Below are 13,369 nucleotides of genomic sequence, written 5' to 3'. Positions count from 1 at the left end.
TTGTCTTTAGTTAGACTGTGAAGGATGTAAACAGTATATGGCATATAAAATAAATTTGGCGTATAAAAAAATCCCACATTTCTGTAGGATTTAATTTGGTGGGCGATGAGGGGTTCGAACCCCCGACCCCCTCGGTGTAAACGAGGTGCTCTGAACCAGCTGAGCTAATCGCCCCAATAAATTGCTTTACTATTACCGTATTGCGAGTGCAAATATACAAGGAATATTTGTTTCTGCAAGTGTTTTGAAGAAAAAATTACTTTTTTTCTATCTTTTCTAACAAGACTTTGTTAGTGTAATTTACCATTGTAATGGTAATTTCTTCATTATTAGCAGTTTTGCCTTCAATTACATAAATCTTACCTTTTTTATATGGTTCGTTACTTTTACCAAAATCTACATCACCATAGCGTAAACTTTCTTTAATATCTTCCATTGTAACCCATTTTTCAGATAAAGATTTCTTAGCAAGTGTATCAATATCTAACGATTTACTTCTTAAATCTTTTAAAACACGACAATTTGGTAAGTAGCAAAATTCTACACCTTTATCATTTGCTTTTGCTTTTAAAAACCAAATTACAAATATTGCTCCTAAAAATAATCCAAATAAGTAGTAGGCTAAACGAAACTGAAACTTCATAATAGTATAATTTGTGCAAATTTAGTATAAATTATACACATAAACACGCAGATTTTGTAGTGATTTGACGTAATATTAAAAAACAATTAAATTGATATCGCGATACTCTAAATTGAACCAATCTGCAATGGCTTTATTGGTTAAAACGCCATGATACGAATAAATCCCGTGCTTTAAACCTCTGTTGCAACGAATAGCGGTTTCAATTCCACCATCGTCTGCAATGTGTAATAAGAAAGGAGAAATAATGTTACTAATCGACATAGAAGCCGTTTTAGAATATCGAGAAGGAATATTTGGAACACAATAGTGAATTACTCCGTTTTTAATAAAGGTTGGTTTTTCATGAGTTGTGACTTCTGAAGTTTCAAAGCAACCTCCTGTATCAATACTCACATCCACAATTACGGCTCCCTTTTTCATGTGTTCTACCATGGTTTCAGTAACCACAATAGGAGCACGGTTTTTACCTTTCATAGCACCAATAGCAACATCACAACGACGCAAAGCTTTTAAAAGCGATTTTTCCTGTATAGTTGAAGTAAATATTCTTTGATTTAATGTGTTTTGTAAACGGCGTAATTTGGTAATCGAATTATCAAATACTTTTACGGTTGCACCTAATCCTAAAGCGGTTCGTGCGGCATATTCTGCAACTGTTCCAGCTCCAATGATAACTACTTTTGTTGGTGGAACTCCTGTAATATTTCCAAACAATAAACCTTTTCCAATATTTTCACCAATCATTAATTCGGAAGCAATTAAAACAGAAGCCGTTCCAGCGATTTCGGATAAAGATTTAACTGCTGGATAAGAACCATCTTCGTCTTTTATGAATTCAAATGCTAAAGCTGTAATTCTTTTGGCAGCTAAAGCTTCAAAATATTCTTTTTTCTGTGTTTTTAATTGAATTGCTGAAATAACGATAGTTTGCGGATTCATCATTTCTAGTTCGGCTAGAGTAGGTGGTTCCACTTTCAAAATCATTGGGCAACCTAAGACTTTTTTTGTGTCTTGTGTTATTTCTGCACCTGCATCACTGTATTCTTTATCGGTATAACTTGAACATTCTCCAGAACCTGCTTCAATCATCACGCGATGTCCGTGAGAAACTAACGATGAAACCGCATCTGGTGTTAAGCAAATACGACGTTCTTGATAAGAAGTTTCTTTTGGAATTCCTATAAACAACTCACTTTTATGTCGCGCCACTTCTAGCTTTTCTTCCTGTGGTAATAATTGTGATTTCGAAAATGGACTATAAATGGACATGTTGCGTTGTTTTTTGTGGTACCAATTTAGGAATATTTTTTAAAATAGAAAAGAATCTTTTAGTTCTTCAAGGTCAATTCTCTTTTTCCGTCTGCCATTACTTTTATTGAAATACTTGCGTGGTCTATTGGAATTAAATTGGGCGTTTTTTCTGGCCATTCGATAAAGCACCAATTGTCAGAATAAAAATATTCATCTAATCCCATGTCATAACCTTCTTCTTCTGAATTTAATCGATACAAATCGAAATGATATACGATTTCGCCTTCAAACGTGCGGTATTCATTCACTAAAGAAAATGTAGGGCTACTCGAATTATCTTTTACGCCTAATTCTTTCACTAATTCTTTAATTAAAGTAGTTTTTCCGGCGCCCATTTGTGCGTGAAATGTAATTACTTTTTTTAATGAAGGCGTGGCTAATATTTGCTTGGCAACGTTTGTGATTTCGTCTAATGAAAAAATTATCGTCATATAATTATTCTTATTTACTTAACGCTTTATCTCGGCTCTAAAACTAAAAACGGAATTACCATTTCTTCTAATGAAATTCCTCCGTGTTGATAGGTATTTCGGTAATAACTCACATAATGATTGTAGTTATTAACGTAAGCCAAAAATAAATCGTTTTTCGCAAAAATAAAAGAGCTACTCATGTTTAGAGCTGGTAAACCAATTTTTTTCGGATCTTTCACAGCATAAACGTCTTTGTCTTCGTAAGTTAAACTTCTTCCGGTTTTGTAGCGAAGATTTAAACTCGTATTTTTATCACCAATAACTTTCGACGGATTTTTACAATTGATTGTTCCATGGTCAGTAGTTATTATCAATCTAAAACCAAGTTGTTGTGCTTGTTGAATCATGTCTAAAAGTGGAGAATTCTTAAACCAACTCGCCGTCAAAGAACGATATGCTTTATCGTTTGAAGCTAATTCTTTTACCACATCCATTTCGGTTTTTGCGTGCGATAACATGTCTACGAAATTGTAAACAATAGTCGTTAAATCATTGTTTTTTAAAGATTTAAAGTTATCTGCTAATTTTTTTCCCGAAGTAAAATTGGTAATCTTATAATATTCTTGTTTGATGTTTAATCCTAAACGTTTTAGTTGTTCTGTTAAAAATTCGCCTTCATACAGATTTTTTCCACCTTCATCTGGATCGTTTTTCCAATACTGTGGAAATTTCTTTTCCATCTCCAAAGGTGTTAACCCAGAAAAAATCGCATTACGAGCATATTGTGTTGCCGTTGGAAGAATAGAGAAGTAGCTCACTTCTTTTTCTAATTTGTAGTGATTGTTTACCACACTTTCAAAAGCCTTCCATTGATCATAACGCAAGTTATCAATTACAACAAATAGAATAGGCTTGTCTTTTTTACGAATTTCAGGCGCTACTAATTCACCAAAAATTTCATGAGAAAGTACTGGTTTATCTGCTTTTGGTTGGAACCAATCTTCGTAATTACGCTCGATGAATTTACCAAATTGCATATTGGCTTCAGCTTTTTGACTTTCCAAAATTTCTACCATGCTTTGGTCTTCGATGTTTTCCAACTCTAATTCCCAGAACAATAGTTTTTTGTATAATTCCACCCAATCTTCATAGGTACGAACCATTGCCATATCCATAGCAATTTTTCGGAATTCTTTCTGATAATCCAAAGTTGTTTTCTCAGAAATTAAGCGCGAATGGTCTAAATTCTTCTTTAAACTCAATAAAATCTGATTTGGATTTACAGGTTTTATCAAATAATCAGCAATTTTAGAACCGATGGCTTCTTCCATAATATATTCTTCTTCACTTTTGGTAATCATAATCACCGGAACCGAAGATTTCTTTTCTTTTAATTCAGATAAAGTTTCCAAACCACTTAAACCCGGCATATTTTCATCTAAAAATACCACATCAAAATTGTTTTCGTCAAACAAATCAATAGCATCTTGCCCGTTATTACAGGTAGTTACATGATAATTCTTCTTTTCTAAAAAAAGGATATGTGGTTTTAATAAATCAATTTCATCATCAACCCAAAGGATTTTTATCTGGCTCATTTCTTCTTAATTTGTGTGCAAGTTAGTATTTATTAAACGACCATTGTATTAAATTTAGTATAAAATTTTAACTTATTTCCATAAAAAAATCCTGACAACATCAGGATTAAATTATCTTTTTAATAACTCTTAATTTATGGGTGTGTCGATTAACGTCTGCATTGTAGATTCCTAAATGGTCTAAACGGTCGATTCGTACTTTTCCAGAAGCATGAATTATATAATTATTTTCCATCATGATGCCTACGTGAATGATATTTCCTTCATCATTGTCAAAAAATGCTAAATCACCAGGCTCACTTTCTTCAATAAAACTCAAAGGTTCGCCTTGTGTAGCTTGTTGCGAAGCATCGCGAAGTAAATGGTAACCGTTCAATTTGTAAATCATTTGGGTAAACCCAGAGCAATCAATTCCAAATGGTGATTTTCCACCCCATAAATAAGGTGCATTCAAATACATAAAAGCTGTTTTTACTAATTCCGATTTTGGTTTTTCACCACAAACTTTCAAGCCTTCAAAACTGTATTTACTTGTATTTATTTCTTCATTCTCTAAAAAGGACAAAGAAGCTCCTAAAGGAATTGGTGTTAATTGATTGTTTGGTGTTGTAATATATTCGATTAAATCAGCATTTAAAACACTTGGTGCTTCGTTTAAAAACAAATAATGTTCTTCTGTAATTGGCTGAAATTGTTTATTATCTATCCAACCAATATAACCATCATAGGCCAATTCAACTTGTGCCCATTTTGCGGTAAGCTCAATAATTTTAAAGTGTTCGCCAAAAAGCAACTGCGAAACTTGCTCACTTCTGTCGCTGGCTTCGGCTCTAATGGGTACAATGGCTAAATTACAAATTCCAAACATAGTTGGTCGAATAAAAAATGATGAATTAAGAATTTAATTACAAATGTAACTAAATTTCAAAATTCATCATTAGTAAAAGTTATAAATTATGCTCTTTCAATTACAATTGCCGAAGCGCCACCACCACCATTACAGATAGCGGCCGCACCAATTTTAGCATTGTTTTGGTTTAAAACACTGATTAAAGTAACGATAATACGTGCGCCTGAACAACCAAGAGGATGTCCTAAAGATACTGCACCACCATTTACATTTATTTTAGAATTATCTAATCCTAAGATTTTTGCATTTGCTAATCCAACAACAGCGAAAGCTTCGTTGAATTCAAAGAAATCTACATCTGAAACAGATAAACCAGCTTTTTCTAATGCTTTTGGTAATGCTTTTGCAGGTGCAGTTGTAAACCATTTTGGCTCTTGAGCAGCATCTGCATATGATTTAATATATGCTAATGGAGTTAATCCTAAAGCTTGTGCTTTTTCTTCGCTCATTAAAACTAATGCTGCAGCTCCGTCATTAATTGTTGAAGCGTTTGCAGCTGTAACTGTTCCGTCTTTTGTGAAAACTGGAGCTAATGAAGGAATTTTGTCTAATTTAACGTTAGTATATTCTTCATCTTTAGTGACAACAATTGCATCACCTCTTCTTTGAGGAACTTCAACAGGAACAATTTCTGCATCAAATTTACCAGCTTCCCAAGCAGCAGCCGAACGTTCGTAAGACTGAATTGCGAAGTTATCTTGATCTTCTCTAGTGAAGTTATATTCTGATGCACATAAATCGGCACAAACACCCATTGCGTTGTTATCATACGCATCTGTAAGTCCGTCTTTTTGCATACCATCTACTAAAGAAGTTGGTCCAAATTTCACACCATTTCTTAAGTGTACATAATGAGGAATCAAACTCATGTTTTCCATACCACCAGCAACAACAATTTCTGCATCATCAGCCATGATAGCTTGAGCACCTTGCATAACGGCTTTCATACCACTAGCACAAACTTTATTTACAGTAGTACAAGCAACATTTTCAGATAAACCAGCATATAAAGCGGCTTGTCTTGCAGGAGCTTGACCATTTCCGGCTTGAACTACATTACCCATTAATACTTCGTCAACAAGATTTGGATCTAAATTAATTTTATTTAAAGCACCTTTAATAGCAGCTGCTCCTAATTTTGTAGCAGGTACACTTGATAAAGCTCCCATAAAACTTCCAATTGGAGTTCTTACGGCAGAAACTATAACTACTTTTTTGCTCATGATTGTGATTTTTAATTTGAATTGCGAATTTACTAATTTTATTCTAATTTGGATAAAGAAATTACCATAATTCTAACAAAAAGAGGAAGTGAAATTGATTTTTGATAATTTGGGAAAATGTACATAAATCAAAAAGGGGTTTTAGTTTTTAGAAAATGATATAAATTATAAGTTTTTTGAATAATGTTATTGTGTTGAATATAAGCACTTTTAAAATTTTTATTTGAAAATAAATAAAAAAAGTCTAATAATAGTTGTATATTAACGAATGAAAACATACATTTGCAACCGCAAAAAAGATAAGTTCTTGCAGAATTAAAGGAGAGGTGCCGGAGTGGTAACGGAGCAGATTGCTAATCTGTCGACGGGTAACCGTCGCCAGGGTTCGAGTCCCTGTCTCTCCGCTTTTTTTGTCTTCGGGGTGTAGCGTAGCCCGGTTATCGCGCCTGCTTTGGGAGCAGGAGGCCGCAGGTTCGAATCCTGCCACCCCGACAAAAATAAAATAGGTTGCGTAGCTCAGCTGGATAGAGCAACTCACTTCTAATGAGTAGGTCCCAGGTTCGAATCCTGGCGCGATCACAAAAAAGCCTTGCAAACGCAGGGCTTTTTTGTTTTTTATAGTTTCTTGAAATGTTTTGAATTTGATGGAAAGTTGCATATATTTGGTTTTATTTACTATTTATAAGCCATTTTAAACTGATTTAACCAAAAAAAACTATTATCGTATGGAAAATAAATTATCAGCTGCACGTAAAATGGCCAATTTATTTCTTGATAATCCATTTTTAAGAAAGTTCATGCCGTATCCAGAAAACTTTCCAGAAGTTATTTATAAATACAGAAATTGGAGAGATGAAACTCATCAAAAACTTTTAACGCATAATGAACTTTATATGTCGCCTGCAAAGTTTTTTAATGACCCTTATGACCTAAAGATTTACAAAAATTTTCTTTCGCTAGACACACCAGAAAAGATTAGAAAATATATTGATACTGCCATGAAGAAACATGCAGATTGGATAAAGAGAGAGAAAAAGAATCCAATAGCTCAGAGAAAAATATTAGAAAGTCGAGTTTCAAACATTTTAAAATATCAAGTTCGTTCAGAAGTAATAGAAGATATTTACAACAACGATAATTTTGGCACAGCATGCTTTAGTAAAGAATGGAAATCCATATTAATGTGGGCGCATTATTCTGACAATCACAAAGGTTATTGTCTTGGTTTTGATGAAGCAAGAATGAGAATTTCAGGATTATTTGGAAAAGGTGGTAATGTGACATATACTTCCGATTATCCTAATATAAGCCCATTTGAATCTGACTATAACGCTCAAGTAATAAGAACATTTATCAAAAGTGATTTATGGAAATATGAAAATGAGTATCGATTTATGAATATATATTTTGACAGCGGTGGTGCAGAATATAATTCACCAAAGAGAATTATTAAATTCCCAGATAATTTTATAAAGGAAATTTTACTTGGTGCATCAATGCCAGAAAAAGATAGAGATATGTTGATAGGTATTGGAAAAGAAAGAAAAATATCTGTTTTTCAAGTTGAGAAAGTACCATTTGCTTTTGAGTTAGACAGACATCAAGTGGTTTAAAAAACGATTTATAACAGTTGTTTGCTTTAATTGATTTTTAAGGTTTTCTTATAGAAAATTAGCTACTATATGGAATGTTTTGTTATTTGTGTAATGGCTTTCTGCTAGTTCAGTATCGTTGGAAGAGTTCTATAAAAATATTAGATACTTACTCCACACACTTTAAATATTCCATAAAATAACTCGCCGGATTTGATTTTGTTTTTAACGTTTCTGATTCTAATTCGGCTTTTAAAACAAAATCTTTTGTTTCTCCAGCAAATTGAATACGCATTAACGCTATTGGACTGTTTTTTAGCTCTTCGTAGTTGGTTTTTGTAAAATAGTAAAATGCGTTTAAAATTCTAATGTTATTTTTAGTTGAAGCATCATAATTCAAATCGCTACATATTCCTTCAAATGCATTGACTAAAGTGATGATTTTTCCATTATCTAATTGAATGAATACTTTTGAACTTTTACTTAAGCAATTGGTTGGTATAAAATCATTACTTTTTTGAAGCAGTTGCATATTTAAAATTGGAACATCATTTTCGTTCACAAGCGAAAAGAATAAGTAATCGCTTGAACTTCCAAAAATTTTCTCGTGCATTAATTTTTGAGGCAAAACTTTTAATGATGTTGAATCGGTTTTTTCTTCAATGTCATAGGCGCAATCTTTTATTTGTGCTAAGGCAAATACCGGAATAAAAAGTAAAAGGGCAAGTATCTTGTTCATGGATTCTAAATTTTTGTGCAAAGTAAAACTATTTTTTCGTTTTTAAGGTTTGTTGTAAAAAAAGCAAACAATGTGCCACCATCACTAATTTTATATTTCTTTTTGATGTCTTCTACTTTTAAAGGAAAATTTCGTGTAGTGACATTCATTTTTTGATTTTGAATATACTTTTTTAAGTCGTTTTTTTGAAACGGAATTTCTTGCGTAATTTCAAATCGTCTTCCTTGAAAATCTTTAATTTCATCAGCAGTATATAGATGCGAATGTTGGTGCAATTTATCCAATGCAAACAATTCAGAAACTGCTTCAAAACCACCTGATTTTAATAATGAAGCATTCGGTTCATAAAGATATTTTTTGGGTAAACTATAGGTTGCTTGATAGTTTTTTGAAAGTTCAATTGATGTAGAAACGGTTTGCTGTTTCTCAATATTAACCGCAATAATTTTCGGACTATCGTTGAATGATTTTTTGATTTCCCAAAGCAATTCTTTCACTTCATTTTCAACTGCAACAATATGAATAGAAGCAACGTTTTTTAATTCGTTTAAACCAGCTTGAATGTCTAAAATTGGCGCAGTTTTAATTAAAATAGTATCTGAAAATTGATAATAAAATTCTTGTAAATCAACAACATTTGGTAAACAATCGGCTAATAAAAATACTTTTCCTTTGGCATCATTTCGCCGAGATGGATCAATATAAATGCAATCAAAACGTTGATTTAATTGTTTTAAAATATCAGCACTATCACCAGAAATACAAGTCATATTTTCGGCTTTTAATTGTTTGAAATTATGCTGTACAATTTTTGATAATTCTGGATTAATTTCGCAATAGATAACCGATTCAAATTGTTGTGCAAAGTAATAATCATCAATACCAAATCCGCCAGTGCAATCGATTAAATTTTTGCCAGAAACCAACGAAGCTTTATACTTTGCTGTAAGTTCTGAAGAAGTTTGCTCAATTGAAATTTTTTCAGGATAAATGATATTTTTCGTTAAAAACCAAGTTGGTAATTTATCTTTTGCTTTCTTTTTGGAAACAATTTGATTGATGATTTCGGTATAATTGATTTCTGCGAAAGGATTTTTCTTTAACGCTAATTTTGTACTATCAGAACTTAAATTTTCTGCAATAAAATCTTGAATTTCAATATGTAAAAGTTGCTCAATATTCAAAACTACAAATTTTTTGTAAGTGCTTTAATGATTTTGTTGTCTGGTAAAAATTCTTTTCCAATGACTTTTAATGAAGTATAAAATGGCACAGCTATAATCATTCCAGTGATTCCGAATAAAATACCAGCAATTAAAATTACTAAGAAAATTTCTAAAGGATGTGAATTCGTGCTTTTAGAAAAAATAAGTGGCGAACTAAAATTGTTGTCAATTACTTGTACTAAAGACATTCCGATTAACACATAAATTGCTGTTGGAAGTGTTTCGCTGGCAAAATCAGCACCAGAGCCAATTCCGCTAGTCATAATTAATAAACCGGCAACTACAGATGCAATTAGTGGACCAACATAAGGTACAATGTTAAAAATAGCGCACAATAAGGCAATTATAATAGCATTTTCTACACCAAAAATGATAAATACAATTAAGTATAAAAGCATGATAATAGTCAATTGTAGTAGTAAACCAAGGAAATAGCGCGATAATAAACGATTGATATCTTGCATAGAATTTAATACTTTTTCCTTTTGACTTTCGGGTAATAATCTTTTAAATTTTAGATATAAAACATCTTTTTCTTTTAAAAGAAAGAATGTAATAAAAAGCACTGAAGCAAATCCCATACTAAAATTTCCTAACGTGCTTAAAAAGCTATTTAAAAAGTTTGGAATAAACTCAAAAGTTGCAAATGAAGATAATTTACTACTTTGAATAAGTTGTTTGGTATTGATATTATATGAATCTAAAAAAACAGTGACATTTTCCAATAACAAATGATAATTTTTTTCCAAAGAACTAATATCTAAAAGCGATAAGTTTTCGCCTTGAGCCAATAACAGCGGCACAAAAAGTAATACAAACCCGGAAATTACGAGAAAAGCTAACAGCAAAGAGGTAATAACCGCTATTGTGTTTTTGAATTTGAGTTTTGTTTTTAAAAAAGTTACTAGAGGGTTTAATAGTAAAGAAATCACTATTGCAATAATGCAATAAACAATTACCGTTGCTATTTGGTATAGAAAAAATAATGCTAAGCAACTTGCAACTAATATGGCAACTGCCTTTACTATTCCGAGAGATATATCTTTTGAAGTCATTATTTTTGTTTTGGCTAAAATAAAAAAAACTCGCCAATAAATAGCGAGTTTCTTCAAATAAACAATTAATTAAAATTAAGGCTGTGCAAAAGAAAATCTTGCACCACCAGAAGCAAAAATGGATAACATTCTATTTTTTTGACCATTTGAAAACATGTACATACCTGCATCATCTGTGTAATCCATGTAATTCATTGTCATTTCGATTGGTGTTCCAGAACATGTTGAATAATGTGGAAATGCAGGAATACCATAATTTGCAGTATTGTGAGTAGGTGTATCTGATACTAAATCGCTTCCGCAAGTAGCATCTCCCCATATATGTCTTAAGTTCATCCAGTGACCAACTTCGTGAGTAGCAGTTCTTCCTTTGTTAAAAGGTGCAGTAGCTCTACCTGTTGTTCCTAGATATTTAGAATCGATTACAACTCCATCAGTTGCAGATGAACCGCCTGGAAATTGAGCATAACCTAAAATTCCACCACCAATTGTACAAACCCAAAGGTTTAATTTAGTAGTTGGCGATGTTGGTGCAATTCCTCCTGTCGAAGTTTTTTTCATCGCATCGTTTGTTCCCCATGATGATTTTGTAGTAGATTTTCTGTAAACAGCATCTAGTACAAAAGAGATTCCAACATTTGCTTTTACAGCAGAAAATGTCGCAGGAACTTGATTAAAATCGGAATTAGTTGCATTGAAGTCTTTGTTTAAAACGTCTATTTGTGATTGTATTTGTGCTAGAGAAATATTTTCAGCAGTTGTTTTGTATAAAACATTTACTACCACCGGAATTTGAATTTTTCCGTTCACCAATTTGCCTGTTCTTATTGCTTCAGTAGTAAATTTTTCAATTTGCTGCATGCGTTGTGCTAAGGAAGGATCTTGTCTAAGTTGCTCTTCTAAAACTTCATGTGAAGCACAACCTCTGTGATGATCGTGAGTTAATTGAGATTTTTCTTCAGTAGGTGTTGAAGTTTCATCGTTACTACATGAAAATAAAAACAATAAAGCAAATGCTGATAAAATGATTTTTTTCATAAAAAATAAAAATTAAGTTAGTTTTGGTTGTTTGAACAAATTACCAGCGGTATTAATTTTTATTTTCTTACAGTAAATCAAAGTTTCTGTAAAAAGGAATTCATCAATATTAAATCTGCTAAATGTTCATTTCAAAACTAAATAACTTTTGTAGAACTATTGCTACAGATTTTCTGTACATTTTAATATTTTTTTCCCAGTGTTTATTGATATTTTTAAAAATAAAATAGAAATTAATAAAAAAATAAATAATTAATTAGAGAATTCTTAGCGTGAAAAATCTAATTTTTAAAAACGTAGTTGATGATATTTGCACCCATTTTAAGTGCTTTTTCTCTTGTTGATTGAGGATTATTATGTACTTCTGTGTCTTCCCAACCGTCACCTAAGTCTGTTTCATAAGTATAAAGCAGTACAATTCTACCTTCAATAAACACCCCAAAGGCTTGTGGTTTCTTGTTGTCGTGCTCATGAATTTTAGGTAATCCACTAGGAAATGAATAAGGTTCTTGAAAAATTTGATGATTTGAAGGAATTTCAGTCAACGGATTATCTGGAAATATTTTTTTGATTTCTTTTCTAATAAATTCGTCCATTCCATAATTATCATCTATGTGTAAAAATCCTCCAGAAGTAAGATAATTTCTAAGATTTATGACGTCATTTGCACTAAAGACCACATTTCCGTGCCCAGTCATATGAACAAATGGGTAAGTGAAAATTTCGGCACTTCCTACTTCAACTGTAGCTACTTTTGTATTAATTGTGGTATTTATATTTTGATTGCAAAATTTAACCAAATTAGGTAAAGATGTCGGATTTGCATACCAATCACCACCACCAGAATATTTGGCAACAGCAACTTCTTGGGCAAAGCCCAAATTCAATAGCAATATAAATCCAACTAATAGTTTATTCATTCAGTAATGCAATTGTATGGCAAGCAACTAATGCTGCGGTTTCTGTTCGTAATCTTGTGTTTCCCAAAGTTACAGGAATAAATTGATTAGCAATAGCTAAATTAATTTCTTTTGTAGAAAAATCACCTTCTGGACCAATTAAAATAGTCACTTTTTCATTTTTAGCAATTTCTTTTTGAAACGATTTTTTGTCGGTTTCTTCGCAATGTGCAATAAATTTTTGTCCGTCGATATTCGATTTTACAAAATGAGAAAGCGAAATAGGCTCGTTTATTTTTGGTAAATAATAATGCAACGATTGCTTCATTGCGGCTTGAATGATTTTTTCGGCTCGATCAATTTTATATATTTTTCGTTCCGAATGATCGCAAATAATTGGTGTGATTTCGTGAATACCAATTTCGGTAGCTTTTTCTAAAAACCACTCTAATCGGTCGTTCATTTTGGTTGGAGCAACGGCAATGTGTGTGTAAAAAGTATCGGGTTGTTGAAAGGTTTCTTTTATGATTTTTACTTCACATTTTTTTTCCGAAGCAAGAATTATTTCTGATTCAAATAAGTAACCTAATCCGTTTGTAATAAATATTTTATCACTTTCTTTTTTACGTAATACTTTAACTATATGTTTACTCTCTTCTTTATCAAAAAAGAAGGTTGAATCACCATTTTTTATTTCAGAATTATAGAATAGTTGCATA

The 13,369-nt window shown here is 32.0% G+C and carries 13 protein-coding genes and 4 tRNA genes; 4 read left to right on the top strand and 13 right to left on the bottom strand.

Translation table 11 applies throughout. The annotated features are described in order from the left end of the window. Positions 1–96: 96 nt before the first annotated feature. The 7 genes from M9Q43_RS09610 to M9Q43_RS09580 form a co-directional block, all read right to left on the bottom strand. Positions 97–174, bottom strand: a tRNA-Val gene (locus tag M9Q43_RS09610). 82 nt (positions 175–256) lie between these two features. Beyond that, positions 257–643, bottom strand: a complete 387-nt coding sequence (locus tag M9Q43_RS09605) for a DUF4258 domain-containing protein (RefSeq protein ID WP_262318712.1) — start codon at positions 641–643, stop codon at positions 257–259. Between the two features lie 75 nt (positions 644–718). Then, positions 719–1,915, bottom strand: coding sequence for an alanine dehydrogenase (locus M9Q43_RS09600; RefSeq protein ID WP_262318711.1), 1,197 nt, complete (start codon positions 1,913–1,915; stop codon positions 719–721). Between the two features lie 59 nt (positions 1,916–1,974). Continuing rightward, positions 1,975–2,388: a tRNA (adenosine(37)-N6)-threonylcarbamoyltransferase complex ATPase subunit type 1 TsaE gene (gene tsaE, locus M9Q43_RS09595; RefSeq protein WP_133607326.1), complete on the bottom strand. Its 414-nt coding sequence runs from the start codon at positions 2,386–2,388 to the stop codon at positions 1,975–1,977. 26 nt (positions 2,389–2,414) lie between these two features. After that, positions 2,415–3,968 carry a T9SS response regulator signal transducer PorX gene (porX, locus tag M9Q43_RS09590; RefSeq protein ID WP_262318710.1) on the bottom strand — a complete coding sequence of 518 codons (1,554 nt, stop codon included), beginning with the start codon at positions 3,966–3,968 and terminating at the stop codon, positions 2,415–2,417. 106 nt (positions 3,969–4,074) lie between these two features. Continuing rightward, entirely contained in the window at positions 4,075–4,836 is a 762-nt protein-coding gene (locus M9Q43_RS09585; protein ID WP_262318709.1) for a C40 family peptidase, read from the bottom strand. An 86-nt stretch (positions 4,837–4,922) separates the two neighbouring features. Continuing rightward, positions 4,923–6,101 (bottom strand): acetyl-CoA C-acyltransferase, encoded by a 1,179-nt coding sequence (locus M9Q43_RS09580; RefSeq protein WP_262318708.1) that lies wholly within the window; start codon positions 6,099–6,101, stop codon positions 4,923–4,925. Between the two features lie 320 nt (positions 6,102–6,421). Here M9Q43_RS09580 and M9Q43_RS09575 point away from each other — a divergent pair. From M9Q43_RS09575 to M9Q43_RS09560, 4 genes are all read left to right on the top strand, one after another. After that, positions 6,422–6,505: transfer RNA gene (locus M9Q43_RS09575), tRNA-Ser, on the top strand. Positions 6,506–6,518: 13 nt separating this feature from the next. Continuing rightward, positions 6,519–6,593 (top strand) — tRNA-Pro (locus M9Q43_RS09570). A gap of 13 nt (positions 6,594–6,606) precedes the next feature. After that, positions 6,607–6,680, top strand: a tRNA-Arg gene (locus tag M9Q43_RS09565). A 146-nt stretch (positions 6,681–6,826) separates the two neighbouring features. After that, the gene (locus M9Q43_RS09560; RefSeq protein WP_262318707.1) at positions 6,827–7,714 is read left to right on the top strand and encodes a DUF2971 domain-containing protein; all 888 of its coding nucleotides are present in this window, start codon (positions 6,827–6,829) and stop codon (positions 7,712–7,714) included. A gap of 148 nt (positions 7,715–7,862) precedes the next feature. On the opposite strand, the gene M9Q43_RS09555 is transcribed toward M9Q43_RS09560, so the two are convergent. The 6 genes from M9Q43_RS09555 to M9Q43_RS09530 all read right to left on the bottom strand — a co-directional run bounded on the left by M9Q43_RS09555 (position 7,863) and on the right by M9Q43_RS09530 (position 13,368). Next, positions 7,863–8,432, bottom strand: a complete 570-nt coding sequence (locus tag M9Q43_RS09555) for a hypothetical protein (RefSeq protein ID WP_262318706.1) — start codon at positions 8,430–8,432, stop codon at positions 7,863–7,865. A gap of 5 nt (positions 8,433–8,437) precedes the next feature. Continuing rightward, on the bottom strand, positions 8,438–9,616 hold the full coding sequence (locus M9Q43_RS09550) for a class I SAM-dependent methyltransferase (protein WP_262318705.1): 1,179 nt from the start codon (positions 9,614–9,616) through the stop codon (positions 8,438–8,440). A gap of 2 nt (positions 9,617–9,618) precedes the next feature. After that, on the bottom strand, positions 9,619–10,713 hold the full coding sequence (locus M9Q43_RS09545) for an AI-2E family transporter (RefSeq protein ID WP_262318704.1): 1,095 nt from the start codon (positions 10,711–10,713) through the stop codon (positions 9,619–9,621). 75 nt (positions 10,714–10,788) lie between these two features. Further along, positions 10,789–11,751: a zinc metalloprotease gene (locus M9Q43_RS09540; protein ID WP_262318703.1), complete on the bottom strand. Its 963-nt coding sequence runs from the start codon at positions 11,749–11,751 to the stop codon at positions 10,789–10,791. 281 nt (positions 11,752–12,032) lie between these two features. Then, on the bottom strand, positions 12,033–12,671 hold the full coding sequence (locus tag M9Q43_RS09535) for a DUF4159 domain-containing protein (RefSeq protein WP_262318702.1): 639 nt from the start codon (positions 12,669–12,671) through the stop codon (positions 12,033–12,035). Further along, a complete protein-coding gene (locus M9Q43_RS09530; RefSeq protein WP_262318701.1) occupies positions 12,664–13,368 on the bottom strand; it encodes a 16S rRNA (uracil(1498)-N(3))-methyltransferase in 705 nt (234 codons plus the stop codon). The genes M9Q43_RS09535 and M9Q43_RS09530 overlap by 8 nt, the downstream gene beginning before the upstream one ends. Position 13,369: the final 1 nt, after the last annotated feature.

Source organism: Flavobacterium odoriferum (assembly GCF_025499515.1).
GTDB classification, from domain to species: Bacteria; Bacteroidota; Bacteroidia; order Flavobacteriales; family Flavobacteriaceae; genus Flavobacterium; species Flavobacterium odoriferum.
Note: the sequence above shows the minus strand (reverse complement) of the source record. Positions and strands in the feature narration are given on the sequence as shown.

Excerpts from the sequence above, each read along its gene's own strand:
- M9Q43_RS09605 (WP_262318712.1), bottom strand. The coding sequence starts at position 643 with ATGAAGTTTCAGTTTCGTTTAGCCTACTACTTATTTGGATTATTTTTA.
- M9Q43_RS09600 (WP_262318711.1), bottom strand. The coding sequence starts at position 1,915 with ATGTCCATTTATAGTCCATTTTCGAAATCACAATTATTACCACAGGAA.
- tsaE (WP_133607326.1), bottom strand. The coding sequence starts at position 2,388 with ATGACGATAATTTTTTCATTAGACGAAATCACAAACGTTGCCAAGCAA.
- porX (WP_262318710.1), bottom strand. The coding sequence starts at position 3,968 with ATGAGCCAGATAAAAATCCTTTGGGTTGATGATGAAATTGATTTATTA.
- M9Q43_RS09585 (WP_262318709.1), bottom strand. The coding sequence starts at position 4,836 with ATGTTTGGAATTTGTAATTTAGCCATTGTACCCATTAGAGCCGAAGCC.
- M9Q43_RS09580 (WP_262318708.1), bottom strand. The coding sequence starts at position 6,101 with ATGAGCAAAAAAGTAGTTATAGTTTCTGCCGTAAGAACTCCAATTGGA.
- M9Q43_RS09560 (WP_262318707.1), top strand. The coding sequence starts at position 6,827 with ATGGAAAATAAATTATCAGCTGCACGTAAAATGGCCAATTTATTTCTT.
- M9Q43_RS09555 (WP_262318706.1), bottom strand. The coding sequence starts at position 8,432 with ATGAACAAGATACTTGCCCTTTTACTTTTTATTCCGGTATTTGCCTTA.
- M9Q43_RS09545 (WP_262318704.1), bottom strand. The coding sequence starts at position 10,713 with ATGACTTCAAAAGATATATCTCTCGGAATAGTAAAGGCAGTTGCCATA.
- M9Q43_RS09540 (WP_262318703.1), bottom strand. The coding sequence starts at position 11,751 with ATGAAAAAAATCATTTTATCAGCATTTGCTTTATTGTTTTTATTTTCA.
- M9Q43_RS09535 (WP_262318702.1), bottom strand. The coding sequence starts at position 12,671 with ATGAATAAACTATTAGTTGGATTTATATTGCTATTGAATTTGGGCTTT.
- M9Q43_RS09530 (WP_262318701.1), bottom strand. The coding sequence starts at position 13,368 with ATGCAACTATTCTATAATTCTGAAATAAAAAATGGTGATTCAACCTTC.